Source organism: Alteromonas sp. KUL106 (assembly GCF_009811415.1).
Classification (GTDB): Bacteria; Pseudomonadota; Gammaproteobacteria; order Enterobacterales; family Alteromonadaceae; genus Alteromonas.
This window is the reverse complement of record NZ_BLIG01000006.1, coordinates 121,494-144,876: the sequence shown is the minus strand read 5'-3', so window position 1 is coordinate 144,876 and position 23,383 is coordinate 121,494. Positions and strand designations below refer to the sequence as shown.

The window sequence follows — 23,383 nt, the reverse complement described above, 5'->3', positions numbered from 1 at the left end:
AGAAACTTTGAGAATTATCGAATAAGAGTGATGACCCATTGTGCTATGCCGGTTACCGGATGGGATGGTGTTATCAACAGAGTGAGATGAATGCTGATCCCCCGTTTATGGGGTAGAGCCGAGAATTATTTTTACTGGGGTCTAGAAGGGAGATGGTGGCCCCACCCTGACTTGAACAGGGGACCTGCCGATTATGAGACTCAAACCGAGCGTTTACCGATAGTTACTTTATTTACCTGATAATTACTTATTGTTTCATATAAATCAGTAGGTTATTGAGGTTTTGTTATCTCTGTTGCTTAATTTTTTAAGCAATTCAGCGCATTAGATTTTGCGCTCAAAGTAGCACAGAGGTAGCACAGCATGTCATCTACAAAATTCAGATTTACAGAACAGGCCATCGAGAAACTATCGGGTTCAGACAAACGCGCTCGATATTACGACGCTCAAATGCCAGGCTTAATCATTGATGTTCTTCCATCAAATAAGAAGACGTTTCGGGTTTATAAGAAGCTTCCTGGCACACAAAAGCCTTTGTCGGTTACTATCGGCTCTTTTCCATCCATTTCCGTAGAGCAAGCTCGTAAACAAGCCAGGAAGGCCATGGCAGACATCGCTGATGGAATGAACCCAAATGATAGCAAACGTCACTTCAGGGCCGCCTCAGTCACGTTAGAAACAGTTTACGAGAGCTATAAACATTCCAGAAAGCTTAAAGAAACTACGTTACGTGGCTACGAGCAGGTGATGGACTGTTATTTTGATGATTGGGCAAAGAAGCGTTTGGCTGACCTCACAGAAACCCGTATCTATCGTCGGCACTGCGAACTGACTAAGCGCAGCCCTGCACAGGCCGATCTTGCCATGCGGACATTAAGGGCGCTCTTTAATTTCGCAAGAGCTGAGTATAAATCCTCAGATGGAAGAACGTTGTTTCCTCATAACCCTGTTACTATTTTGTCGGAGAAACGTTGCTGGAACAACGTAGCCCGCAAGCAGACTAGACTTCGCCCCTCACAGTTAAAGCCATTCCTTACAGTAGTTACTGAGATGCGTGATGAAGCCATGGTTCTCCGCCAAGACTTTACTGCAACGGTGTGTGATTTTGTCGAGTTCATGGCGTTTACAGGGCTGCGCAAAACGGAGTTGCTTGAGTTGGAATGGAAAAATGTATTTTTGGACGACCAGTTATTCTGCTTAGACGATACAAAGAATGGTCAGGGGCTGGAACTGCCAATCACTAAACCGCTCGAGGAAATCCTTAAAAGAAGGGCTGAGTACCGCGTTTCCGGCTTTGTGTTTGGTGCTGACAACCATCATGGCAGGGTGGTGGAGCCGAAGAAAATTATTAAACAAATGAACGAACGGGCGGATGTTTCTTTTACACTTCATGATCTTCGCCGCACATTCTGTTCGGTTGCGGAAACAATAGGGGTCGGGACTTATACGCTGAAGCGGCTACTTAACCACAAAACCAGTCGCAGTGATGTTACAGCGGGGTATACAGTGCTTACAGCAGAAGAGTTAAGAGAACCAGCAGAAAAAATTTGTCAGAGGATTTCTGAATACGCTGGATTTGAATTGGATATTGCTGATAAATCTATGGAGATACTAACTAAGCAACTAAAAAGTTTGACCAAGGAGCAGCGACTCGAGCTTATGTCTGTGTTGATCGGGTGATTTGCCTTTATACTTAAACTTCCAGTTACATAGCGAAAGCCAAAGTAGTAACGGTACAACCCGCTACAGAATCTTCAGTTGCCCTATGCTGAATTGATATAAATGACAGTGCTCAAACTACAGCGTCTACATGGTCCTGAACACTTTCGATGCAGAACAGCTGATTAAGAGAAACCCTGTAGCCGACTCGACACCTGCAAGCATTCGTAAATGTCCTGTTGGTTCAATACTACCAAGACCCAGCGTAGTAATTGTTGTCAGCGAAAAATAAAAAATATCGATAGACGTAGCAGGTTGTTTAAAGCCTCCAAGTCCAAGGTAAAACCCGACCTCATACGCCAGTGAAAAAATGATAGCGAGCAGGAGCTGGCTTGAAATGGCAATAAACACCACCGCCTGTGTTTTTGCCCAGGTTTTTTCAAGTTTCCCGCAAACGTAGTCGGCTATTACCGAGATATTAAGTAGATGAATTGTTATGCTCATTAAAAGTACAGCAGCGCTGATAATTATCGCTAAAAGCATTGTGGTTCCTTCACTGGTATGGATCTTGACTAATCATACTATTAATTCCTTATCACCGCTGTGATGGGAGGATATTACACAAATTAGTTTTTTCTTAAGTAAGGATTACAAATGAAATACACAAAATTTGCTGCAATGATCATCACATCAACTATTGCGATGTTCATTATGATGTATCTGAACACGTACGCAGTTTCGCATGTATGGTTCAGTGAAACGCGAACCTATATGGCGCTTTATATGGGGGCGGGTATGGCAATCATCATGCTGGCTTTCATGCTGGGTATGTACAATAACAAAAAGCTGAATGTGGCCATTTTCATTCTGGCAGCAGTGCTCTTCGCGGTTAGTCTGTACCTCGTTCGTTCCCAAAGCACGGTGTCTGACTCGGCTTATATGAAAGCGATGATCCCACACCATTCCATTGCCATTCTTACCAGCGAGCGCTCGAAAATTGAGGACGTGCGCGTGCGTGAACTGGCAGACGGAATTATCAAAGCGCAGCGAAAAGAAATTAAAGAGATGGAGTGGCTGATTAACGATATTTCTGAAAACGGAAAGGTGACGAATCAGGCTGACGCCGCGCAGCGACCTATCCCAGAGTTCGAAGGCAGACTGAATCAAGGAGAGTAAAATGAGTAAGACAGCTATCCTGTATCGAATGGTGACTGACGAACATATTTGTCCTTATGGATTACGATCGAAAGATTTGCTGGAGCGTGAGGGGTTCTCAGTAGAAGATCATCACCTCACCTCGCGTGAGGAGACGGATAAGTTTAAACAGAAACATGACGTCGAAACGACACCGCAAACGTTCATCAATGATGAGCGGATTGGCGGGTATGATGACCTCAGAGACTACTTCGATAAAGGCGAAGCTGGCCAGACGGGGACCACGTACACACCCGTTATCGCTATTTTTTCTGTTGCTGCACTGTTGTCCCTGGCGTTTCAGTTTGTTGTCTCAGGTGAGTTCGTATCAATAAGAACCCTGATGCTGTTTATTGCTTTCTCTATGACGCTTCTTGCGGTTCAAAAGCTTAAAGATTTGTACAGCTTTACAAACTCTTTTATCACCTATGACCTCTTGGCGATGAAATGGTTACGTTATGGCTATATTTACCCGTTTATCGAGGCTTACGCAGGTATTGGCATGGTTGCGCAGCTGCCCGCTCTCGTCGTAGCACCGTTCTCTTTGTTCATCGGAACGGTTGGTGCGATATCCGTGTTTAAAGCGGTTTACATCGATAAGCGTGAGCTTAAATGTGCCTGTGTAGGGGGTGATAGCAATGTACCACTGGGGTTTGTGTCGCTGTCTGAAAACCTGTTTATGATTGCAGGCGCGTTGATCATGTTGCTTATGTAAGTCGTGCAGACTTTCCCAGTCGCCTCTGGACTGGCGTACAGAGGGGGCCGGGAATAGCCACAGGCTTCAGGCAGTCATTTACTTACTTTGCCGTTGACCAATGCAAGTGTGCGATTTTCCACTTGCCTTCATGTTTTGTCAGAACCGCCGTTTCATACGAGCGATATGTTTTGCCCGACTCAGTGGTATTTTCAGTTACCGACAGTGATGTAGCGGAATCGCCATACTCGGTTACAGTGTGCTCAAGGAGTTTTGAAGACAAGCTGCTGACATATTTCATATCTGACAACATGTGGTGGGATGCGTATTCCTGTGCGCTTCGTTCGATACCACCCCCCTCAACAATCATGACATTTTCTACCAGTAATGATTTTGCAACGACGTTGTCCTGCTCCTTTAACGCCTTATGAAACGACATTATTACCTGACCCGGTGCAGTCTCGCTGCCAGATAGTTTAGACTCGTGTTCCCCGGCTTCGTTGCCATGAGCCAAAAGGGTTGGTGAGACGGCAGTCAAGATAAATGCCACTAACAGTTCCCGCATTTTTATTCTCCTAATTAAACTGGGGGCCCACAACACTGGTTAATACCGAGGTGATTAACAGCAGCGCAAAGGCTAAAAGTATTTCAATATTAATAGAGCGTTTCAGTTGTGCTTTGTCGCCTGCATTCTGCATAGCCGGAACCAGAATAAAGCGGTGTCGTGCTGCCAGTAACAGTAATAAGCCGACAATCAGCAATTTACTCAGAAAGATAAGGCCATATTGTGACTGGATCAGATCCTCTGGTGACGTAAACAGGGAGTACGCCATATAAATACCGAGCAGGGCTAAGATAGTAACCAGGTAACCGGCAATCCTGCCAAAGTCAGTCATTATTGTTTTTGTGTCTTCTGCGCTGAAGTGCTGACATACCATTTTCAACGGTAATAAAGCGCCAAACCACCAACCCATAATGGCAATATGCGTCGCCAGTATCAGCTTATCGGTGAGGCCTTTTTCTGCAATGTGACCAATGAGCGTGAAGCTGTAAAGGCCATAAATTATAATGGCAGTCATTATTGCTCGTACGGCAAGCAATGGTATTAGCTTCATTAAAGCCCCAAGCAGTAGGGCTATCGCAATTGCAGACATCAGCATTCTGGCCAGCGCCACATCACCCACCGGCGAGTCCCACATCACTTCAAGCATGATGGGATCAAACGCCCCTTGCAAGCCGCTTTCAGAAAACGCGCCGGTCTTGGCAAAAAACCATGCCGCAGAGGCAAAAAGTGAGAGCACCAGCACAGGAGCCAGATGGTAAACGACATGTTTGCGAAAAGCCCGATTCTCAGCGGGCTTGTGCATTAAAAAAGCAAAACCAACAATGCTCGCAAAGCCAAAATAGAAAATGGCTTTAGAAACAACGATGGATGTGTTCCAAAGAATCAACTCCATGGGGTTAGCTTAGTGCACCATAAAAGAGAACGACGCTTTCATTTTATGGCCATCTCCGCCCATCGCTATCCACTCAACCGTATAGGTATCGGGCTTTAAGTCTTTCAATTGCCAGGTGTAAGCAGCCTGCTTCTCAGCGGTTGGCCTGAAATCAAAATTGACCTCACCGGTTTCATTTCCCGTGATGCTGACTTTCATTAGCCGCAATGGCTTGGAATAGGTTAACGTTAGTTGTTCAGGGGAGTTCATCAACATTGCATTGTCTGATGGTGAACTGCTTTCCAGCTTAACGTCACCGTGTGCAATCGCGCCTGCACTGAACATGAATAGTACGGCGAACCCAAGATTAATGATGTTTCGCATTTTTACCTCTTTTGTAACTATTGGGCTCTACGCCACTTTGGTGTGGACTGAAAGTAAGTGGGGAGCACGAGTATCCACACGTTACCAAGAGCCTGTAACTCAAACCGCGTCAATGATACGCAAATTTGATGGTTATTTCTTGCTTTTATAATGGAGGCTGTCCGTCGCCTTAATTGGCTAACATATACATTTATAATGTAGATGTGTGGGATTTTTTATCGCTGATATTAAAGGCGTCGATTACGTAGTTGAATGGCTATTTCCGTAAGTGTTGAAATTCGCTGTCGATTAGGATCGATCTATTTTTTGGGTCGCACGTATATTAAATAAAATTCATGTAAGCGTTGAAGGCTCAAAAATCCGCGCCTATACTTTACGGTGCAGCGTTAAGTTACGCGTTAAAAATCAAGGGAAAAGGTTCACTACCCATGAGTATTAAGGTTCTTATCACGTGCATTGTTATATCTCTGGCCGCACTAGTGCTGCCGGTAAGTGCGTGTGATGTAGAATCAAGTCAACAGACAGTAGCAACGGTGGAAACGTTAATAAAAAACGCAAGTTCTGTTGATAATCATTCCATCGAGTTAGTAAACAATCCGCAAACAAAGAAAACAGCACATATGCACTCGTTGCTCAAGAGTAATTCGGATTGCTGTGAGGACGGTTGCCAGTGCTTTATGGCAAATTGTCATCATGGGTCAATGTCGGTTTGCTTTTCACAAAGCGAAATGGCATTTAACTATGTCGAGCAATATGCTGTTATTGCTCTAGCTGTCCCGGTAAGTATTTATCCCCCCCCGTATCGACCACCGATAGCCTGACTTTCGAGTTTCGAATCAAGATGTTTTTCCCAGGTTGACGTTATTCAGCCTGAACACATTCATTTTTAAAGGCTAACTTTATGAGTAATTCATTTAACGACGGTCGTCGCAGATTCGTTCTGGGCGCTATGACTGCGAGTGCCGCGGCGGCCCTGACTAAGGTCAGCCCGCTTTGGGCAGCGCCTGCAGGGCGTCATTTCAAAGATCAGGTACTAACAGATGATATTAAAAATCTGACAATTTCTGAGGCCAATTTAGCAATAGGATCACAAACGGGTTTACCCATTACCATTAATGGTCAGATGCCAGGCCCGCTAATAAGGCTAAAAGAAGGGCATCGTGCTCAACTTTATGTTACCAACCGACTTGAGCAGGATACGTCGATTCACTGGCACGGCATTATTTTGCCCGCGGGTATGGATGGTGTACCAGGCGTTTCGTTCGCCGGGATAAAGCCAGGTCAGACATTCAATTATTCGTTTGATGTAGAGCAAAACGGAACATATTGGTATCACAGTCATTCCGGTCTTCAGGAGCAACGAGGGCATCTTGGACCACTCATCGTTGAGCCTGCCGATGGAGACTTCGGCGCTGACCGGGAACATACCATCATTCTTAATGACTGGACCTTTTCTGATCCACACGATGTGATGAGAAAACTGAAAGTGGCTGAGGGGTATTACAACTACCAAAAGCGGACCATCTTTGACACATTAGACGATGTCGAGAAAAAAGGGCTTGCTAAGACATGGAAGGAGCGCGCCATGTGGGGCGAAATGCGAATGAGCCCTCGAGATATAGCAGATGTGACAGGCAGCACTTATACCTACCTGATGAATGGCCGCACTCCAGAGGACAACTGGCAGGCATTATTCAATGTGGGTGAGAAGGTGCGCTTGCGGATTATCAACGGATCTGCAATGACCTACTTTGATTTCCGCATCCCAGGATTAGAAATGACGGTTGTTGCTGCTGACGGTCAGCCGGTTAAGCCGGTCAACGTGGATGAATTCCGCATTGCAGTAGCTGAAACGTACGATGTCATTGTCCAGCCAAAAGAACGAAAGGCTTATACCTTCTTTGCTGAGAGTTTTGACAGAAGCGGCTATGCCCGTGGCACGCTCACTCCATCAATAGGCATGACTGCTGCTATTCCTCCGCAACGAACTATCACGGAGCGCGGCATGGCAGCAATGGGCATGGACATGTCAGGCATGGACGGTATGAACATGCAAAAATCAGGAGGCATGAAAAAAGGAAAGGCTTCTTCAGAAATGGAAATGAAGAAAATGGCCCAGCATGGCGAGCACACGATGCATAGCAACATGATGCAGGGGGATATGAAGTCCAAACGCGTGCTGCCCATAGAGAAAATAGACATTGTCCATGATGACGATGGTCACGGACCAGGGGCCGCTATGATCGCGCAAAATCCGCAACCGCGTTTAGATGAGCCGGGGATTGGATTAGAAGATAGTCCGCATCGCGTGTTGGTTTACGCTGATCTGGTAGGAGAGCATTCATGGCCTGATGAGCGGGAGCCTGAGCGCCAAATCGAGCTTCATTTAACCGGGAACATGGAAAGGTACATGTGGTCGTTCGATGGTAAAAAGTTCAGTGAGGTAGACGGGTATGTCCGTTTTAATTACGGAGAACGGCTTCGTCTGATTCTGGTGAACGATACCATGATGGACCATCCCATTCATTTACATGGTATGTGGATGGAACTGGAAAATGGCCAGTATCCAAGACCGCGGAAGCATACTATCAGCCTCAAACCCGGTGAGAAAGTATCGTTGCAGATTAGCGCAGATGCACCCGGAGAATGGGCTTTTCATTGTCACCTGCTTTATCACATGGAAGCAGGGATGTTTCGTGTTGTTCAGGTTGCATAGGAGGTGATTATGAAAAAGGTATTAATAACCGCGATCATTGCTTTTGCCTTAGGTTTTAATAATACGGGAATGGCACAGTCAAAAGACAGCTGGCCGTCACCTATTCCGAATGAAAACTTTGGTCAGGTAATGTTTGATCGGCTCGAATATACGCGAACTGATGAGCAACAAAACCGCGCAGTATGGGACATGCAGGCTTGGTACGGCGGCGATTATCATCGTGCTATTTTTAAAAGTGAGGGTGAAAATACTCAAAATGATGGTATGCCCACCGATCTGGAGCGCGCGGAAATTCTTTATGGCTATCTGGTCTCTGCCTTCTGGTCCGTGCAGGTTGGACTTGGTACCAAAGGCGAACTGTCATCAGATGCTGATATGGAAAACTATGCGGTGATCAGTTACCAGGGACTCGCTCCCTATTGGTTTGAAATGGAAAATTCACTGCGTATTAACGAAGACGGTGACATGCAGTTCATCAATGAGACCGAGTATGACTGGCAGTTAAGTCAGGTTTCCTATCTGCAGCCGCGCTTGGAAGTGGTTGCTAACCTCACAGACTCGGAAAAGTATAACCGTCAAAGCGGATTGAGTAACATTCGTATCGGTTTGCGATATCGCCATGAGATAATGAGGGAGGTAGCGCCTTATGTCGGCATTTATTACAGCAAAGCCTTAGGCAATACCGCCGATGCGTTAGAAGCAGACGGCGAGTCCACCAGTGAAACTGGCGTAGTGTTAGGGGCCAGGATCTGGTTTTAAGAATTCTGCTCAAGATGAGAAATAACCGGCAAGCCAGTGCCGGTTATCTCTACGCGTAAAACCTTCAAATACCGATTTTACTGGCCAATGTTTTCATGTTCGCAGCAAGCCACTACTGCGACTGTTTTGGCTCAGATGACAAAAAGGGATAAGCAACATGAGTGATCACGAGCATTCAAACAATAAAGACTCGTTAAGTCTTTGGGGCGCGGTGTCAATGGGAACCGGTGTGATGATTGGCGCAGGTATATTTGCCTTAACCGGCCAAATTGCTGAGCTGGCTGGCACATGGTTTCCTTTTGCATTTCTGGTAGCGGCAATAATTGCAGGCTTTAGCTCATACAGTTACGTCAAAATGGCACAGAAATACCCTTCCGCAGGCGGTATCGCCATGTTCTTAAAAAAAGCTTATGGCAGAGGCCTGATGACCGGAGCCTGCGCATTGCTGATGTTTTTTTCCATGGTTATCAATGAAAGTCTGGTTGCCCGTACTTTTGGCACTTATGTTCTACAGCTGTTCGACACCCAGGGCGCTGAGTGGCTCATTCCAGCTCTTGGGGTAAGTCTTCTTATTGTTGCGTTCATTGTCAATATTCTCAGCAATCAATTCATTCAGACACTTTCGTTTATTATGGCTTTTATCAAAATAGCCGGGCTGGCGATTTTGGCAATAGGCGGGCTGTGGGCAACTGGTTTGTCGTTTGAGAGTGTTTCAGCTCACCCCCAGGAAACCAGCGCAACCGGATTTTTAGGGGCAGTAGCACTGGGTATTTTGGGCTACAAAGGCTTCACAACAATCACAAACAGCGGCGGAGAGCTAAAACAACCGGAAAAAAATGTAGGAAGGGCCATCATCATTTCTATTTCGATCTGTGTGGTACTTTATGTTTTTGTGGCGGTCGCAGTAGGAGCAAACCTGTCAATTGACGAAATAATACAGGCTAAAGACTACTCTCTTGCTGAAGCATCACGACCTGCCTTCGGCCAGTATGGCGCATGGTTTACTATAGCTTTTGCGATTATTGCCACCTCTTCCGGTGTCGTTGCCAGCATATTTGCAGTTTCCCGTATGCTATCGATGCTTACTTCAATGCAGCTTGTACCTCACCGTCACTTTTCGTTACCAGGAGATTTAAGGAGGCACTCCCTAATTTATACACTGGTAATCGCGATATTTCTGACCATATTCTTCGATTTAAGCCGTATAGCTTCGATTGGCGTAGTTTTTTACATCGTAATGGATATTTTTATCCATTGGGGCGTGTTTAAACATTTGCGAGAAGACGTGCACGCTAAGGCCTGGATCCTGGTAAGTGCGATTGTTCTCGATTTCGTTGTCCTTTTGGCGTTTTTGTGGGTGAAAGCAAAGTCAGATATCTTCATAGTTTGGGTTTCTGTTGTCGGACTTCTTATTGTATTTGCGGCTGAGAAATGGTTTCTAAAACTGCACGTATATGAAGACGATGACAAAAATTACAACTGATGTGAGTTATTGGGTTTTTATGACCCACAACCAATGGAAGATACAACCGTCAAAGCGGGTTTAGTAACGGTCTAAACGGCGTGTACTGCAGTCATGAAAAATCAAGGAAAATAACCGGCATGAGGTTGCCGGCTATTTTTAGTACGGCAATGTCTAACCATCACGTTGCTGGTGTAATGTTTTCATAATCGTAGCAAACTCCTGCTGCTGTTTTGGCTCAGCTGACTGCCTACAGCCCTTTTTATCCGCGCTGTACTGATTGAGGAATTGCACAGCTTTTTGCAGTCCGTTTTCTGTATTGCTCGTTATCATAGTGCCTCACTGTTTACTTAAAAGTTAACTCGAGCAAATACTGTTCCAGACCTAAGCTTGTGAAAAACTGCGCATTAGTTCCATCATAAATCCCGAAGCTGCATATTGTAAATTTTGGCAATAAGCCAACCCAATATACCAGCCAGAAAAGCCCAAAGAACGCCTCCTATCAATACACCCAATACCGACATGTGCCAGCCCATGGCCTGCCAGTCAGTGTGTAACATTTTGCCTGTCATATCAGACATCATGTTCGGCAATGCAACAACGAATAAGGAACAAATAATCCAAATAAGGGCAAACGCTGCTGCACAAGCGAAGGCAAATGCATTTTCTTGAATTTTCATCATCTTTCTCCTTTGTTGGGGCTCCCCCTGAGTTGATTCTGAGAGTACGCATTGCGTTCTTTTTACTTTTTATGAGAACCCGGTGGCACTTTGTGGCAACTCCAGGGTTTGTGCGTCGAATTTTCTTTTATATTTTGATCGACAAATTGATAGTAGCCTTCTTTCGTGTGCGTCCACCAATCGTTGTGAAGGTCGGCACCGTGTCTTCGAATGACTTCTTCAATACCATCCAGATTTACATGTGTCGCATCATATGCCAGGTGAATAACGCCTTCTTTGATGTTGTAACTCACCTCATCAATGCCAAAGAGCTTGTCAATCTCTTCAATTAGGGCATCGCAATTTGCCTCATTGACATTGCTGAGCCGTAAATTCCGAACGACTAAATTTGCTTCTCTGACACCGACTCTGTGGTCTAAATCACTCATATCTTTCTCCTCGGTGTTAATTTGAATGTTTCTGAGATTCGGGTGAATGGCCTCCATCCATTTTCGACATCATCATTTCCATCATCTTAAGATGCCTTTCTGCCATATCGATTTGGTTTTGCATGGGTTGCCCTTCCATTTTTTCGTGCATCATATGCATCATTCCCATCATGGATTGCATGTGTTTTTTCATCATTTCACGCTGCTTGCCGGGATCCTTTTCTTCTTTGATAGCGTTAACTTCTTCCTTCATCGACTTTATTTTTGCATTCATCATATGCATATCTTGGCCACGCATATGCATTCCCGTTTGCATCTCTGGCTTGTCTGAGCCCTTACGCTCATGCTCTTCCATTTGTTGAGCTTGCGATGTTGCAGCCATTACTAATGTGGTTGAAAAAATGATTGATTTAGTGAGTTTTTTCATGGTTTTCACCTTTTAATTTAAGGTTGAGGTTTGGGATCCAGCCAGGTGTCGTGTTGATATAGCTCACATACTCTTCGCCAAATTCAGCAATAGCCAGAGCTTCTTCACGCTTTGCCAGTTTTACATACACAACAACTAAAATTGGAAACATGACCAGTGTGGGAATGGTCGGCCATTGCAACAAAAAACCGAACATGATCAGTATGAAGGCTAAATATTGAGGGTGGCGACACCGCGCATACCATCCAGTCTTAGCTAAGTGATGGTTCTTCTGAGCGTGGTGCAGCACATTCCATGCTGAGGACAAGATAAAGAATCCTGCAACAATAAATACCATACTGGCGATATGAAACGGGTCCCAGTGGGCGTCGCCTTTAAAACCAAAGAAAGTATGCAACAGATGTCCGTTTTCGTGCGCAAAAAAGTTTACTTCCGGATAGGTTTCAGCAAGCCATCCTGACAAGAAATAAATAGTGAGTGGGAAACCATACATTTCGGTAAACAGGGCTACAATAAACGCAGAAAATACCCCCAAACTTCGCCAGTCGGTGGAAGATTTTGGCTTCACAAAACTGAATGCAAAAAAGATAAAAATAGCTGAGTTCAGTATCACCATTGACCATAATCCATAATCATATGTGTCATTCATCTCGGTTGTCCTTTTTAAGTGATTCCTTTCGGCCTTCCTCCAACCCCTGAATGTATCCATCACGATAAGCCGCGTTGTTATCACTCAATTCCTGAAAACTTTTCTGCTTGTTATCACTGCCCTGAGAATGTTCGTGGACGTGACCATGTTTACCGTGGCTACTGTGCATGAAGATATGCATGAGTGGGCATAGCAATAAAATCAAATAGGGGAGAAACTGAAGGACATGGTGACCATGTTCAAAAATTAAAAAATAAGTAACGGCAGCGATCATCGCTAATGCTGCCCACCCTGTAGGTGTTGACCAAAATCTGGGATGACTGTTTTTCATCGCTCCTCCTATACCACCGTAAGAACGCCGCGATACATCTGCATCTGGCAGTGAAAGGTATGTTCACCCTGTGGGACGTTTTCGAGGTGTATTGGTGTTACCTCATTAAGCGTTAGTTGCTCACTGATATCTAATGAAGGGATCAGCAGTACCTCGGAGCAGGGAGACTCATCTTTGCGCAAAAACTTCAGCGTAACCGGTTGGTTTGCGCTTACCTGAATTGAGGCAGGAGAGTACACGCCATTTTTTACTTCTATGAGTACTTCATTGCTGTCAGTGACTGTCTGATCGGGCTTGTACAACCAAAACCACCAAATAATCAGTGCGATAATTGCAAGTCCTACAATATTTATCATCATCATAAGATTTCTCCTTAGTGGTCTTTTGCTTTGAACAGGCGTAGCCGGTTCGCATTCGATACTACCGTCAACGAAGAAAATGCCATGGCCGCACCGGCAATAACCGGGCTTAACAGCACACCGAAAAAGGGATAGAGCACGCCAGCTGCGAAAGGTATACCTGCAACGTTGTAGATAAAGGCACCAAACAAGTTTTGCTTAATGTTGCGCAACGTGGCCTTACTGACCGCTATAGCATCTGCTAGACCATGCAACGAGCCGCGCATTAACGTGATATCGGCACTTTCTATGGCAACGTCTGTCCCTGTACCAATGGCAAAGCCTACATCAGCCAGGGCAAGAGCCGGAGCATCATTAATGCCATCGCCCGTCATACCAACAACGTCGCCCTGCCACTGTAACTCCTGTACTTTGTTGGCTTTATCTTCGGGCAATACCTCAGCAAAAAATTCGCTTATTGCCGCCTTCTTTGCCACGGCAGCAGCCGTTTCTTTATTATCCCCCGTTAACATGATGACCCGGATACCACTGGCCTGAAGGCGCTTAATGGCAGCGACAGAGTCAGGTTTTATCGGGTCGGCAACCGCTATAATGGCAGCGAGCTGTCCATCGACAGCAAAATACATTGGCGTTTTGGCTTCTTTGGCCAGTGCTTGTGCTTTTTCTGAATAATTACCAATGTCCACCCCTTTTGTTGCCATAAGCTTGCTGTTACCAAACAGTAAGGCCTTTCCTTCACAACGCCCTTCAACCCCCATTCCGGTAATCGCGTTAAACCCTTCGGTTTTAAGCAACTCAATGTCCTGGTCGTGGGCACTTTCTACAATCGCCATTGCCAACGGATGCTCTGATCCGTCTTCAAGGCTGGCTGCCAACTGCAATACGGATTTTTCGTTACTGGCATTGGCCACAACAATGTCAGTGACTTTCGGTGTACCTTCCGTAATGGTGCCGGTTTTATCCAGTACCATGGCAGTGATCTTTGATGCCGTTTGTAACGCTTCGCCGTTGCGAATGAGCACGCCAGCTTCCGCGGCCTTTCCCACGCCTACCATGACTGACATCGGGGTAGCTAAACCTAGCGCACAGGGGCAGGCAATGATTAATACGGTGGTGGCTGAAACGATAGCAAATGCCAGTGCGGGCTCAGGTCCAAAATTTAGCCATGCCAACGCACTGAGCACCGAAATGATCATGACCACAGGCACAAAGTAAGCGGATATCACGTCGGCTAAGCGCCCAATGGGCGGCTTTGAATTTTGTGCCCGTTTAACCATTGAAATAATTTGCGCCAGCGCGGTGTCTTTGCCGACGCGTGTTGCTTTGAACAGAATCATCCCAGACTTGTTGAGAGTCCCTGCAACGACTTCATCGTCCTGTTCTTTTTCTACCGGCATGGGTTCACCGGTAAGCATGGACTCGTCGATTGACGTGTGGCCTTCGACAACCACACCATCTACGGGCACTTTCTCTCCGGGCCTGACCTTAATGACATCGTTCAGAAGCACTTGCTCGATAGCGATCTGGACCTCTTTATTGTCTCGAATGACCGTGGCGGTTTTCGCCTGTAATCCAATCAAACGTTTAATTGCCTCTGAGGTTTTTCCTCGCGCTTTCAGCTCCAACGCAAGCCCCAAATCTATTAACCCGATGATCATGGCAGTGGCTTCGAAATAAACATGCCTTGCCATTAATGGAAAAACGTCAGGAACAAACACTACCAGCATGGAATAGATCCAGGCTGTGCCGGTACCCAGTGCAATTAGCGTGTCCATATTGGCTGAATGGTTCTTTAGGCTGTTCCACGCTCCAACATAGAAATGCTTGCCTGAAAAATACATAACTCCAAGAGTCAGTAATCCGACAACAAGCCACGCGCCACGCTGGAACGTTGTTTTTACTGTCATTTCCCCGATTAGGAGACCGTAAATCATAAGTGGAATGCCCAGTGACAAAGCAATCACGGTGTCTCTGATCAGCTTTTTATAATATGCCCAGTCAGCGGCCTCTTTGTCTTCTAGCGCGTCGCTGCCAGGCGAGTCGTTAAGGGCTTTGGCATTATACCCAGCAGATTCAATGGCGTTGATCAGGGCTTCTGTCTCGGCTGTGCCTGAAACCAGTACGGTCCGGTCTGCAAAGTTCATTTCAGCACGTTCAACGCCGTGCGTATTTTTTAGCGCCGTTTCTATTTTGCCAACGCAACTTGCACAGCCTGCACCTTCAATTATTAACTGTTGTTCGGTAGTGGGTTTATTCATCTTACGCCTCCCCGATACCAGAGCTATTAACGTTTTCAATCAGATGACATACCATATGGGAGGTAGGCGCTTTGTCTTCCATTACGTCCCACTGCTTCAGAGCGCGTTTCATTCTTTTTCTCAGTTGCAACATTTCCTGAAATTGTTTTTCAGTTTCATCTAACCGCGTTTTAATAAGCTTGCGTACCAGCGCACAGGCGCTCTTTCCATGATCCGCCTCTTGTAAGATCTGCTTGATATCTTTGACGGAAAAGCCCAGTTGTCTGGCACTCAGAATGAACCGAAGCCTTGACTGATCGCTGTTTGAATAGAACTTATAACCATTGTCCGATTTGCCGGGTGTTACCAGCCCCAAGCGCGTGTAATAACGCACAGTATCGGCGGTTGTCGCTAGTGACGTGGCAATTTCATTAACTGTCATATTTGCTCCGCAGTTATTTAAAATGGGTAATCTCAATGTATAGCGTAAACCTGTGTCTTACTCACAGGTCAAGACTTGCTGATTACCCGACGCGAAAAAGTGCGCTATTGGCTGTGCCAGTAGCTCATATTTGCGGCTTTCAGGCGCAACGATGCCGTGGTTAACAACTAATTGGAGGGTGGTATGGTGGGACTGAAAAGCCAGTAGCAAGTGACTGAGCTTCTGTGCTTATCGAAGAAAAGGAAAACGCCTTCTCGAACCAAATGTCATTAACAATAGGGCTGAGTGCGAAGAAGTGAAAGCCCGTATACAAACCCTCACAACACGAACATTGGTCAGGATCACACATTTCACATTGAGAAACACAATGTTTGCAGTCTGTCTCGAGATGCTGTGTATGTTGATGTGGCATAAGGCTCTTTTCGGGGGGAGTATGTGGCTGATTGGCTTGAATTTTGAGAGAGCCACCATCGTTGCACTCACTAGTATGAGCACCAGACTGCCCATGGGGCACTAGTAGCATAAAAATGACAAAGATTCCTAACCAACGGTGTTTGGTAAACATGAGCCCTCCCTGATTATTAATCATAGTCTGAGTTGAGGGGACATGTGCTGATTTAGATCAATAGAAAGACAAAATTGAAAAATTACATTGAGAGAGTAGTATGATTTTACCATACACGTTAAAACGGCTGCTTAATCACAAAACAAGCAGAAGTGATGTTACTGCTGGCTACACCGTGCTAACAGCAGAAGAGCTAAGGGAACCTGCAGATAGAATCTGTCAGAGGTTATTGGAGTGCGCAGGCGTAAAGTCAACCGATAAAGATAACGCCATTGATGACTTGACGAGGAAATTTGCGAGTTTGTCTAAATCGCATAGGCTTGAATTAATGTCAGCATTACTGGCCTAGTGTATATCTCACAATTAAAATTGGGGGGCCATTACTGAAGTGAAAAGTCGTTTCATAGTGGCTACACCGCCCATTTTTTAAAATACTTAATTGGTATTAATCAGCATCCCGGCATTCTTCGCTGGTTAGCTCAATTTCAATAGTGGTATGCGATAACTCAAACCCTTGTAGCGCGTTGGATACACTTTCTTTTAGTTCGAGGTATTCAGCTTTCGATTCAAATTGGCTAACGACGTGAACCGTAGCGACATGATGCTCTCCATCTAATGACCAGATATGCAGGTGATGCAGATCGCTCACAGCATCAAGTTCAAGCAGTTTATCAGTCACGTTTTGTAAAAGGTCGTTGTCTGGTGACGCCTGAAAAAACAGTTTTACGGTGCTGATGAGGTTTCGGATAACGTTGAACAGAATGAAAAGCGTAAATCCGATGGAAAGAACAGGATCCAGAACGGGCCAGTCTTTGAACTGCATAACAATAGCGACAATGAGTACCGCTACCCAACCTAAAACGTCTTCCAGCAAGTGCCAGTTCAGAACTTTTTCATTCAGCGATTTACCACCTTGTAATTTATAAGCGGCGAAGCCGTTGACCAGTACGCCAAGAATAGCCAGTGCAATCATGCCTCCTGTTTCTGGCATCTCTGGATTACTCAGCCGTGGCACTGCTTCATAAAGGATCCAGGCAGAACCAACGATTAAAACAATGCCGTTTATCAGCGCCCCAAGTAAACTCAGCCGACGATAGCCATAGGTAAACTCTTTCGTCGCGCTTTTAGTGCCGAGGTTATTCAAAAGCCACGCACTGCCAATTGACAATGTGTCACCAAAGTCATGCACGGCATCCGCCATAATAGCGGTACTGTTTGTTAACCATCCTCCGAGAAACTCAATAATAGTGAAGCCGAAATTGAGGAAAAAAGCCCAGCCAATTTTTTCTGAGCTATGGGAATGTGAGTGCGCCATACATACTCCTGTTGTGCCCTGGTTTTATCCAGGGCATTGCTGTTTTACTGTTTATCCGCTTTCCTGTGCACCAGTTGGTATAAGGTTGGGAGCACGAACAGTGTAAGTAAAGTCGATGAGATAATGCCGCCGATAACCACCGTCGCGAGCGGCCGTTGAACCTCAGCACCGGTGCCTGTGTTAAGTGCCATGGGCACAAAGCCAAGACTTGCTACCAGGGCAGTCATCAAAACGGGTCGCAGTCTGACTATTGCCCCCTCGATGACAGCGGTGTACAGATCGCCTTTCTCAAACCACAGCTGCCTGATAAATGCGAGCATCACTAAACCATTTAATACGGCAACGCCTGACAATGCGATAAACCCGACACCGGCAGAAATAGAAAGAGGCATACCCCGTACCCACAGCGCAAGTACACCCCCAGTTAGTGCCAGCGGCACACCGGTGAAGATGATTAGAGCATCCTTTAGAGAACCAAATGCAAGAATCAGAATGCCGACGATGAGAGCCAGCGTCACCGGGACCACCCAAGACAATCTTTTGCTTGCCGATTCTAACTGCTCGAACGTTCCGCCATATTCCAGCCAGTAGCCATCCTCAAGTTCCAGTTCAGTCTGCAATGTAGCCTGCAACTCTGCGACAAAACTACCTAGATCACGCCCGCGAACGTTGGTTGTAACGACCACGCGACGTTTGCCGTTTTCCCGACTGATTTGCGCTGGCGCGGGTTTGACTTCTAAGGAGGCCACCTCCTGTAAGGGAACATAGCCATTGGGAGTAGGGACTGGCAGTATCTCCAGCTTTTGAATATCACGTCGAAGTTGCTCCGGTAAGCGAATTACCAGTTTAAAGCGCCGGTCTCCCTCATAGATTAAGCCTGCCTGCTGACCACCAATACTGGTCGAAACCAGAGACTGAATGTCATCGATGTTCAGGCCATAGCGCGCCATCACTTCCCGTTTGGGAATGACAGATAGCATAGGCAGACCCGCTACCTGCTCAACGCGAGTATCTGCTGCGCCAGGCATGCCTTTCGTCAGTGATGCAACTGAATTTGCTGATGCCAGTAATGTATCCAGGTCATCACCAAATACTTTAATCGCAACGTCGGCTCTGACACCTGAAATTAACTCGTTAAAGCGCATCTGGATAGGCTGCGTAAACTCGTAGTTATTGCCCGGCAGCGCAGTGACTGCTTTCTCAAGCTCTTTAATGAGCTGTGATTTGGGCTTATCCGGAGTGGGCCACTCAGAGCGGGGCTTGAGCATGACAAAGGTGTCAGCGACATTAGGTGGCATAGGGTCGGTGGCCACCTCTGGCGTCCCTACTTTGGCATACACCTTGTCAACTTCTTCAAAGTCGATAATGGTTTTTTCAAGCAGTTCCTGCATTTCAACAGACTGCTCCAACCCCGTGCCTGTAATGCGCAATGCATGCAGTGCGATATCCCCCTCGTCCAGCTGTGGTATGAACTCAGAGCCCAATGTAGAGGCAAGCCACGCACAAAACACAACGAGCCCCAGCGCGCCTGCCAAAATAAGCGATTTGAACTTAAGCACCCATTCAAGTGCAGGTCGATAGATAGTTTTCGCCCCGCGGATAAAAATGCTCTCTTTTTCGCTGATTTTTCCGCGCATAAATACCGCGATCGCAGCAGGCACAACAGTGAGTGATAACACCATCGCACAAAGTAGTGCGATTACCACGGTTGTTGCCATGGGGTGAAACATTTTTCCCTCTACGCCAGAAAGGGTAAATATAGGTAAGTACACGGCTGTGATGATACCCACGCCAAACAAGCTGGGGCGAATAACTTCTATAGTGGCGTCTTTAACCTCCTGTAAGCGTGCTTTAAGCGCCAGTAAGCCACCTTGTTGTTTTTGCGCTTCTGAGAGCCTGCGAATACAGTTCTCCACGATGATGACAGCGCCGTCCACAATCAAACCAAAGTCCAGCGCGCCGAGACTCATCAGGTTGGCAGAGACGCCCCGCTGAACCATGCCGGTAATAGTCATCATCATCGAGATTGGGATAACAGCCGCCGTAATGAGGGCGGCACGGATGTTTCCTAACAGCAAAAACAGGATAACGATAACCAGCAATGCGCCTTCCAGAAGGTTTTTTTGTACAGTCTGGATGGCTTTGTCTACCAGCGTCGTGCGGTTGTATACCACCTCTGCCTTAACCCATTCAGGCAATGATGTTTGTATTTGCTGAAATTTATCATTGGTGAGCGATGCAACTTCACGAGAGTTTTCCCCTACCAGCATCATCACGGTGCCCATGACGGTTTCTTTGCCGTTTCGGGTTGCTGCCCCTGTGCGCAGCTCTTTTCCCAGTCCCACGTCGGCGACATCCTTGACTAAAACCGGCACGGAACCCTTACGTCCGACAACAACATTTCTGATGTCCTCAATGGTTTTTAGCTGTCCCGGTGAACGGACTAATAACTGTTCGCCATTGTTTTCTATATACCCGGCTCCAGCATTGTCATTGTTGCTTACCAACGCTTTGCGGATATCTGACATAGTCACACCCATTTCCAGCATCTTCGCTGGATGTGGCATCACATGATACTGCTTGTCGTACCCCCCTATGGTATTCACCTCCACCACGCCCTTAACCTGAGCCAGTTGTGGTTTGATTATCCAGTCCTGAACTTCACGAAGTGCCATAGGCGTAACGGGCGAGCCGTCCAGCATCTTTGCGCCGTCTTTAGCCTCCAGCGTGTAAACGAAGATTTCACCCAGGCCTGTTGCAATCGGTCCCATCTCAGGTTCAAGCCCCGGCGGCAGAACACTTTTCAGCGTTGCCAACCGCTCATCGATAAGATTCCGCGCAAAATAAATGTCAGTTCCTTCTTCAAATACCACTGTGATCTGAGAAAGTCCGTAACGTGAAATAGAGCGCGTATAGGACAAATTGGGCAGACCATATAACGCCGTTTCAACCGGAAAGGTGATCCGCTGCTCAGCTTCAAGTGGCGAATAACCAGGTGCTTCCGTGTTTATCTGAACCTGAACATTAGTAATATCCGGCACCGCATCTATCGGTAGCCGCTGATAACTCCAAATGCCGATGCCTATGATGACGAGCACCAGGGTTAACAGCAGGTAACGCCGCTCGACTGAGAGGCGAACAATATTATCTATCATTTTCTCCCCCCATTAGTGCGCGTGAGATGCGCCGGATTTTTGTATATCCGCTTTGATTAAGTAGCTGTTGTCGACAACATACCTTTGTCCGGCAGATAGTCCGGCGACGACTTCGGAAAAGTTGTCGTCCTGCAATCCTAAGGTTACAGGTGTTGCCTGATAAGCATTGCCTTCATTCAGGAACACAACCGGCTTATTGTTCAGGGTTTGAATGGCCCGATTTTCTATTTTTACCGGCACCGATTTTTGTTGTGAGTCGACAATGCCTGTGACTAAATCGCCGGGAGAGAGTAGGCCGTCCTTGTTCACCACTTTTACCAGTGCTAGCTGGTAGGGTTGCCCTTCGTGAGAAGGAACAATGCTGGTAATCGTGCTCTCGAGTTGACGACCATTTGCGATAATGTGAACTGATTTACCTTCAGCAACCTGACCACGCTGAGCTGGAAACACCTTTAATTCCGCCCAAAGCACTGAGGTATCAACAATCGTAAAAAGCGGTGTTGTGCTGGTAAGCTCTCCGATATTCAGGTTGCGCGATACGACAACGCCATTGATTGGCGCTTTTACATCGTAAGACTGGAGGCTGTCATTTGACTGCACCTGCGCTATTGCCTCTCCGGCTTTCACAGTCTGGCCAATATCAGTAAAGAGCTGCTCAACAATTCCCGTAAACCGGGCGTGAACCTCGGCACGCTGTTGTGGCGGTATAGTCAACTGACCATAAACCTCGGTGTGCTTTTTTATTTCACCGCCCGTAGCAACGTTTGTGGTTACGCCAGCCTGACTGGAATACGCATCATCTATCTCAGTTCGGGCTTCGTGCTTCTCCCAATCCCACGAAAAGCTATTTTCTCCCAGTGAGAGTGCAATATTCGCGAGAAATGAGTGCGGCTCAGCGATAAAACTTGTGGACCTGAGCCCATTTTCATAGCTTTCAAAATAGATGATGTCCTGACGTCCTCCCATACGATTGAGCGTGACGTTAAGCGCGTCAGGTGGCAGCGGCTGGGAGCGATCAGCCCTTTCGGCCAGTAAATATGCTCCCTCTTTCGTATCCTGAATGTGTAATGTCAACGATACGCTGCTATTGGTAAATGTTTTCGATTCAGCCGCGTGGGATTGTTTACCACTTGCTGCGGCATTGGCATCCGTCAGACACAGTAGTAGTGAGATAATAACTAATAGTCTATTCATGGTTATTCCGGAATTCTTGAGTAGGAGAAGCCTGACCGGATACTCCGGTCCACTGTTCAACGAGTGACTGGTTCACTAACGCGCTTTCGCTCAATTCGATGACCTTTGCACGTGCCCGTATCAACGCATCTCTGGATGCAATCCAATCCTGGTAGCTGTATGCCCCTCGCTGGTAACCTTCGAGCGCGAGCGTGGTAGCTGTTTCAAGGTCGGGCAAAACGGTGTCGTTGATATGCTTTACAGCATCAATGGTGAAATTGAGATATTGCTGTGCTTTAAACAGTAATGCTTTTATCTCAAGTATCTGACTGTCTCTGGCAATTACCGCGGCTTCTTTTTTCGCCAGGGCAGCCTGAGTAGCGCCTTGGTTTCTTTGTTCGGCAAAAAGCGGCATGGAAACAGCAGCAACAACAGACGTATCCTGAACTGCCTGAGAGCGCCGTACACCTATGCGCCATGAAATATCAGCACTGGCATTACTTTCTACCAGCTTTTGTTCAGCTTCTTTCACACTGATAGCTTGGGTGAGTCGTTCCACATTTGCTGATTCAAGAAACTGTTGATAAACAGCGGAATACTGCCGTTTTGCGGGAAGGGTACTGAGTGAACCCGATACTTTATCGATTGCCTCAGCATCTCCCTGCCAAAATAGTGCAAGTGACTGCTTGGCAATAGCCAGAGACGTTTCAGCGGATGCTTTGTCGACTTTGGCTTGATTAAGTGCGGCTCTGGCGCGTAGAAATTCAGCTTTATTGGTTGCGCCTTTCTCAACGCGCTGTTTAACGATAGATAAGGCCTCATCAGCGAGAGAAACAGACGTTTCCGCCAATGTCAGCCGCTCTTTAGCTGCGAGTGTTTTTACATAGTGCCGGGTTAGTTCGCTTAACAGTTTGAGCGAAGCAACATAGCGCTCTGACTGTAACAGGGATAAATTGGCGTCAACTAAGGATACCCTTGCATCGAGCTTTCCTCCCATCTCGAAAACAGAGGAGAGTGAGACCGTCAGCTCAGCATCACTAATGCCTGATGCATCTCCTGAACCGAGCAGGTTTTCTGCTTCAACGCCAACGTGATAAGCCGGAGTGAGATTAGCCAGCGTTCTATCTGCCTCGGTAGCAGTGAGCAGCGACTGATATCGCTGTAAATCCGGGTGTTGCCGCAATGTCAGTCGTGCCGCTTGTTCGAGCGTTATCGTTTTGCTTATTGCAGTGGGTGATATGAATAGCAACACACTACTCACGATCACAGTGCACATACGCCTGCGCGCATGCGAAATAAAAGAGTTCATATTGTAAAT

At 46.6% G+C, this 23,383-nt stretch carries 25 protein-coding genes; 8 read left to right on the top strand and 17 right to left on the bottom strand.

The window, feature by feature from the left end; translation table 11 throughout:
- Positions 1 to 363: 363 nt before the first annotated feature.
- On the top strand, positions 364 to 1,680 hold the full coding sequence (locus GVO63_RS02875) for an integrase arm-type DNA-binding domain-containing protein (RefSeq protein ID WP_159578049.1): 1,317 nt from the start codon (positions 364 to 366) through the stop codon (positions 1,678 to 1,680).
- Between the two features lie 126 nt (positions 1,681 to 1,806).
- Here the strand turns inward: GVO63_RS02875 and GVO63_RS02870 are convergent, their stop codons facing one another.
- Positions 1,807 to 2,202: an ion channel gene (locus GVO63_RS02870; protein WP_159578048.1), complete on the bottom strand. Its 396-nt coding sequence runs from the start codon at positions 2,200 to 2,202 to the stop codon at positions 1,807 to 1,809.
- 111 nt (positions 2,203 to 2,313) lie between these two features.
- Here GVO63_RS02870 and GVO63_RS02865 point away from each other — a divergent pair, with 111 nt between their 5' ends.
- Both GVO63_RS02865 and GVO63_RS02860 read left to right on the top strand, forming a co-directional pair.
- Entirely contained in the window at positions 2,314 to 2,835 is a 522-nt protein-coding gene (locus GVO63_RS02865; RefSeq protein ID WP_159578047.1) for a DUF305 domain-containing protein, read from the top strand.
- Between the two features lies 1 nt (position 2,836).
- Complete coding sequence (locus GVO63_RS02860) at positions 2,837 to 3,568, top strand: MauE/DoxX family redox-associated membrane protein (RefSeq protein WP_159578046.1); 732 nt, start codon at positions 2,837 to 2,839, stop codon at positions 3,566 to 3,568.
- Between the two features lie 82 nt (positions 3,569 to 3,650).
- Here GVO63_RS02860 and GVO63_RS02855 read toward each other — a convergent pair whose 3' ends face one another.
- Genes GVO63_RS02855 through GVO63_RS02845 form a run of 3 tightly spaced genes read right to left on the bottom strand, consistent with a single transcriptional unit; the run spans position 3,651 to position 5,367 of the window.
- Positions 3,651 to 4,112: a nuclear transport factor 2 family protein gene (locus GVO63_RS02855; protein WP_159578045.1), complete on the bottom strand. Its 462-nt coding sequence runs from the start codon at positions 4,110 to 4,112 to the stop codon at positions 3,651 to 3,653.
- Between the two features lie 10 nt (positions 4,113 to 4,122).
- A complete protein-coding gene (locus GVO63_RS02850; RefSeq protein ID WP_159578044.1) occupies positions 4,123 to 5,004 on the bottom strand; it encodes a copper resistance D family protein in 882 nt (293 codons plus the stop codon).
- 9 nt (positions 5,005 to 5,013) lie between these two features.
- Complete coding sequence (locus GVO63_RS02845) at positions 5,014 to 5,367, bottom strand: copper resistance CopC family protein (protein ID WP_159578043.1); 354 nt, start codon at positions 5,365 to 5,367, stop codon at positions 5,014 to 5,016.
- Between the two features lie 428 nt (positions 5,368 to 5,795).
- On the opposite strand from GVO63_RS02845, the gene GVO63_RS02840 reads away from it, so the two are divergent.
- The 4 genes from GVO63_RS02840 to GVO63_RS02825 all read left to right on the top strand — a co-directional run bounded on the left by GVO63_RS02840 (position 5,796) and on the right by GVO63_RS02825 (position 10,325).
- A complete protein-coding gene (locus tag GVO63_RS02840) occupies positions 5,796 to 6,188 on the top strand; it encodes a hypothetical protein (protein WP_159578042.1) in 393 nt (130 codons plus the stop codon).
- A gap of 80 nt (positions 6,189 to 6,268) precedes the next feature.
- Positions 6,269 to 8,083, top strand: coding sequence for a copper resistance system multicopper oxidase (locus tag GVO63_RS02835; RefSeq protein ID WP_159578041.1), 1,815 nt, complete (start codon positions 6,269 to 6,271; stop codon positions 8,081 to 8,083).
- A gap of 9 nt (positions 8,084 to 8,092) precedes the next feature.
- Positions 8,093 to 8,842, top strand: a complete 750-nt coding sequence (locus tag GVO63_RS02830; RefSeq protein WP_159578040.1) for a copper resistance protein B — start codon at positions 8,093 to 8,095, stop codon at positions 8,840 to 8,842.
- Positions 8,843 to 8,999: 157 nt separating this feature from the next.
- A complete protein-coding gene (locus GVO63_RS02825; RefSeq protein WP_159578039.1) occupies positions 9,000 to 10,325 on the top strand; it encodes an APC family permease in 1,326 nt (441 codons plus the stop codon).
- A 153-nt stretch (positions 10,326 to 10,478) separates the two neighbouring features.
- On the opposite strand, the gene GVO63_RS19490 is transcribed toward GVO63_RS02825, so the two are convergent.
- From GVO63_RS19490 to GVO63_RS02785, 9 genes are all read right to left on the bottom strand, one after another.
- On the bottom strand, positions 10,479 to 10,637 hold the full coding sequence (locus GVO63_RS19490; protein WP_201281868.1) for a hypothetical protein: 159 nt from the start codon (positions 10,635 to 10,637) through the stop codon (positions 10,479 to 10,481).
- An 83-nt stretch (positions 10,638 to 10,720) separates the two neighbouring features.
- Positions 10,721 to 10,987 carry a DUF5676 family membrane protein gene (locus tag GVO63_RS02820; protein ID WP_236552036.1) on the bottom strand — a complete coding sequence of 89 codons (267 nt, stop codon included), beginning with the start codon at positions 10,985 to 10,987 and terminating at the stop codon, positions 10,721 to 10,723.
- A 59-nt stretch (positions 10,988 to 11,046) separates the two neighbouring features.
- Positions 11,047 to 11,412, bottom strand: coding sequence for a cation transporter (locus tag GVO63_RS02815; RefSeq protein WP_159578038.1), 366 nt, complete (start codon positions 11,410 to 11,412; stop codon positions 11,047 to 11,049).
- Between the two features lie 16 nt (positions 11,413 to 11,428).
- Positions 11,429 to 11,839: a hypothetical protein gene (locus GVO63_RS02810; protein WP_159578037.1), complete on the bottom strand. Its 411-nt coding sequence runs from the start codon at positions 11,837 to 11,839 to the stop codon at positions 11,429 to 11,431.
- The gene (locus tag GVO63_RS02805) at positions 11,823 to 12,488 is read right to left on the bottom strand and encodes an isoprenylcysteine carboxylmethyltransferase family protein (RefSeq protein ID WP_159578036.1); all 666 of its coding nucleotides are present in this window, start codon (positions 12,486 to 12,488) and stop codon (positions 11,823 to 11,825) included. The genes GVO63_RS02810 and GVO63_RS02805 overlap by 17 nt, the downstream gene beginning before the upstream one ends.
- Positions 12,481 to 12,819: a DUF2933 domain-containing protein gene (locus GVO63_RS02800; protein WP_159578035.1), complete on the bottom strand. Its 339-nt coding sequence runs from the start codon at positions 12,817 to 12,819 to the stop codon at positions 12,481 to 12,483. Before GVO63_RS02800 ends, GVO63_RS02805 begins: the two co-directional genes overlap by 8 nt.
- A gap of 8 nt (positions 12,820 to 12,827) precedes the next feature.
- On the bottom strand, positions 12,828 to 13,181 hold the full coding sequence (locus GVO63_RS02795; protein WP_159578034.1) for a cupredoxin domain-containing protein: 354 nt from the start codon (positions 13,179 to 13,181) through the stop codon (positions 12,828 to 12,830).
- Between the two features lie 11 nt (positions 13,182 to 13,192).
- Positions 13,193 to 15,436, bottom strand: coding sequence for a heavy metal translocating P-type ATPase (locus GVO63_RS02790; protein WP_159578033.1), 2,244 nt, complete (start codon positions 15,434 to 15,436; stop codon positions 13,193 to 13,195).
- 1 nt (position 15,437) lies between these two features.
- The gene (locus GVO63_RS02785) at positions 15,438 to 15,857 is read right to left on the bottom strand and encodes a MerR family transcriptional regulator (RefSeq protein ID WP_159578032.1); all 420 of its coding nucleotides are present in this window, start codon (positions 15,855 to 15,857) and stop codon (positions 15,438 to 15,440) included.
- A 665-nt stretch (positions 15,858 to 16,522) separates the two neighbouring features.
- On the opposite strand from GVO63_RS02785, the gene GVO63_RS02780 reads away from it, so the two are divergent.
- Entirely contained in the window at positions 16,523 to 16,771 is a 249-nt protein-coding gene (locus GVO63_RS02780; RefSeq protein ID WP_159578031.1) for a hypothetical protein, read from the top strand.
- Positions 16,772 to 16,867: 96 nt separating this feature from the next.
- Here the strand turns inward: GVO63_RS02780 and GVO63_RS02775 are convergent, their stop codons facing one another.
- Genes GVO63_RS02775 through GVO63_RS02760 form a run of 4 tightly spaced genes read right to left on the bottom strand, consistent with a single transcriptional unit; the run spans position 16,868 to position 23,374 of the window.
- Positions 16,868 to 17,737 carry a cation diffusion facilitator family transporter gene (locus GVO63_RS02775; RefSeq protein ID WP_159578030.1) on the bottom strand — a complete coding sequence of 290 codons (870 nt, stop codon included), beginning with the start codon at positions 17,735 to 17,737 and terminating at the stop codon, positions 16,868 to 16,870.
- Positions 17,738 to 17,781: 44 nt separating this feature from the next.
- On the bottom strand, positions 17,782 to 20,892 hold the full coding sequence (locus GVO63_RS02770; protein WP_159578029.1) for an efflux RND transporter permease subunit: 3,111 nt from the start codon (positions 20,890 to 20,892) through the stop codon (positions 17,782 to 17,784).
- A gap of 12 nt (positions 20,893 to 20,904) precedes the next feature.
- Positions 20,905 to 22,086, bottom strand: coding sequence for an efflux RND transporter periplasmic adaptor subunit (locus GVO63_RS02765; protein ID WP_159578028.1), 1,182 nt, complete (start codon positions 22,084 to 22,086; stop codon positions 20,905 to 20,907).
- On the bottom strand, positions 22,079 to 23,374 hold the full coding sequence (locus tag GVO63_RS02760) for a TolC family protein (protein WP_159578027.1): 1,296 nt from the start codon (positions 23,372 to 23,374) through the stop codon (positions 22,079 to 22,081). The genes GVO63_RS02765 and GVO63_RS02760 overlap by 8 nt, the downstream gene beginning before the upstream one ends.
- Between the last annotated feature and the right edge of the window lie 9 nt (positions 23,375 to 23,383).

Coding starts and splice junctions, on each gene's coding strand:
- GVO63_RS02815 (WP_159578038.1), bottom strand. CDS start 11,412: ATGAGTGATTTAGACCACAGAGTCGGTGTCAGAGAAGCAAATTTAGTC.
- GVO63_RS02765 (WP_159578028.1), bottom strand. CDS start 22,086: ATGAATAGACTATTAGTTATTATCTCACTACTACTGTGTCTGACGGAT.
- GVO63_RS02825 (WP_159578039.1), top strand. CDS start 9,000: ATGAGTGATCACGAGCATTCAAACAATAAAGACTCGTTAAGTCTTTGG.
- GVO63_RS02860 (WP_159578046.1), top strand. CDS start 2,837: ATGAGTAAGACAGCTATCCTGTATCGAATGGTGACTGACGAACATATT.
- GVO63_RS02800 (WP_159578035.1), bottom strand. CDS start 12,819: ATGAAAAACAGTCATCCCAGATTTTGGTCAACACCTACAGGGTGGGCA.
- GVO63_RS02875 (WP_159578049.1), top strand. CDS start 364: ATGTCATCTACAAAATTCAGATTTACAGAACAGGCCATCGAGAAACTA.
- GVO63_RS02795 (WP_159578034.1), bottom strand. CDS start 13,181: ATGATGATGATAAATATTGTAGGACTTGCAATTATCGCACTGATTATT.
- GVO63_RS02830 (WP_159578040.1), top strand. CDS start 8,093: ATGAAAAAGGTATTAATAACCGCGATCATTGCTTTTGCCTTAGGTTTT.
- GVO63_RS02820 (WP_236552036.1), bottom strand. CDS start 10,987: ATGATGAAAATTCAAGAAAATGCATTTGCCTTCGCTTGTGCAGCAGCG.
- GVO63_RS02850 (WP_159578044.1), bottom strand. CDS start 5,004: ATGGAGTTGATTCTTTGGAACACATCCATCGTTGTTTCTAAAGCCATT.
- GVO63_RS02810 (WP_159578037.1), bottom strand. CDS start 11,839: ATGAAAAAACTCACTAAATCAATCATTTTTTCAACCACATTAGTAATG.
- GVO63_RS02840 (WP_159578042.1), top strand. CDS start 5,796: ATGAGTATTAAGGTTCTTATCACGTGCATTGTTATATCTCTGGCCGCA.
- GVO63_RS02855 (WP_159578045.1), bottom strand. CDS start 4,112: ATGCGGGAACTGTTAGTGGCATTTATCTTGACTGCCGTCTCACCAACC.
- GVO63_RS02870 (WP_159578048.1), bottom strand. CDS start 2,202: ATGCTTTTAGCGATAATTATCAGCGCTGCTGTACTTTTAATGAGCATA.
- GVO63_RS02790 (WP_159578033.1), bottom strand. CDS start 15,436: ATGAATAAACCCACTACCGAACAACAGTTAATAATTGAAGGTGCAGGC.
- GVO63_RS02805 (WP_159578036.1), bottom strand. CDS start 12,488: ATGAATGACACATATGATTATGGATTATGGTCAATGGTGATACTGAAC.
- GVO63_RS19490 (WP_201281868.1), bottom strand. CDS start 10,637: ATGATAACGAGCAATACAGAAAACGGACTGCAAAAAGCTGTGCAATTC.
- GVO63_RS02775 (WP_159578030.1), bottom strand. CDS start 17,737: ATGGCGCACTCACATTCCCATAGCTCAGAAAAAATTGGCTGGGCTTTT.
- GVO63_RS02780 (WP_159578031.1), top strand. CDS start 16,523: ATGATTTTACCATACACGTTAAAACGGCTGCTTAATCACAAAACAAGC.
- GVO63_RS02845 (WP_159578043.1), bottom strand. CDS start 5,367: ATGCGAAACATCATTAATCTTGGGTTCGCCGTACTATTCATGTTCAGT.
- GVO63_RS02865 (WP_159578047.1), top strand. CDS start 2,314: ATGAAATACACAAAATTTGCTGCAATGATCATCACATCAACTATTGCG.
- GVO63_RS02770 (WP_159578029.1), bottom strand. CDS start 20,892: ATGATAGATAATATTGTTCGCCTCTCAGTCGAGCGGCGTTACCTGCTG.
- GVO63_RS02760 (WP_159578027.1), bottom strand. CDS start 23,374: ATGAACTCTTTTATTTCGCATGCGCGCAGGCGTATGTGCACTGTGATC.
- GVO63_RS02835 (WP_159578041.1), top strand. CDS start 6,269: ATGAGTAATTCATTTAACGACGGTCGTCGCAGATTCGTTCTGGGCGCT.
- GVO63_RS02785 (WP_159578032.1), bottom strand. CDS start 15,857: ATGACAGTTAATGAAATTGCCACGTCACTAGCGACAACCGCCGATACT.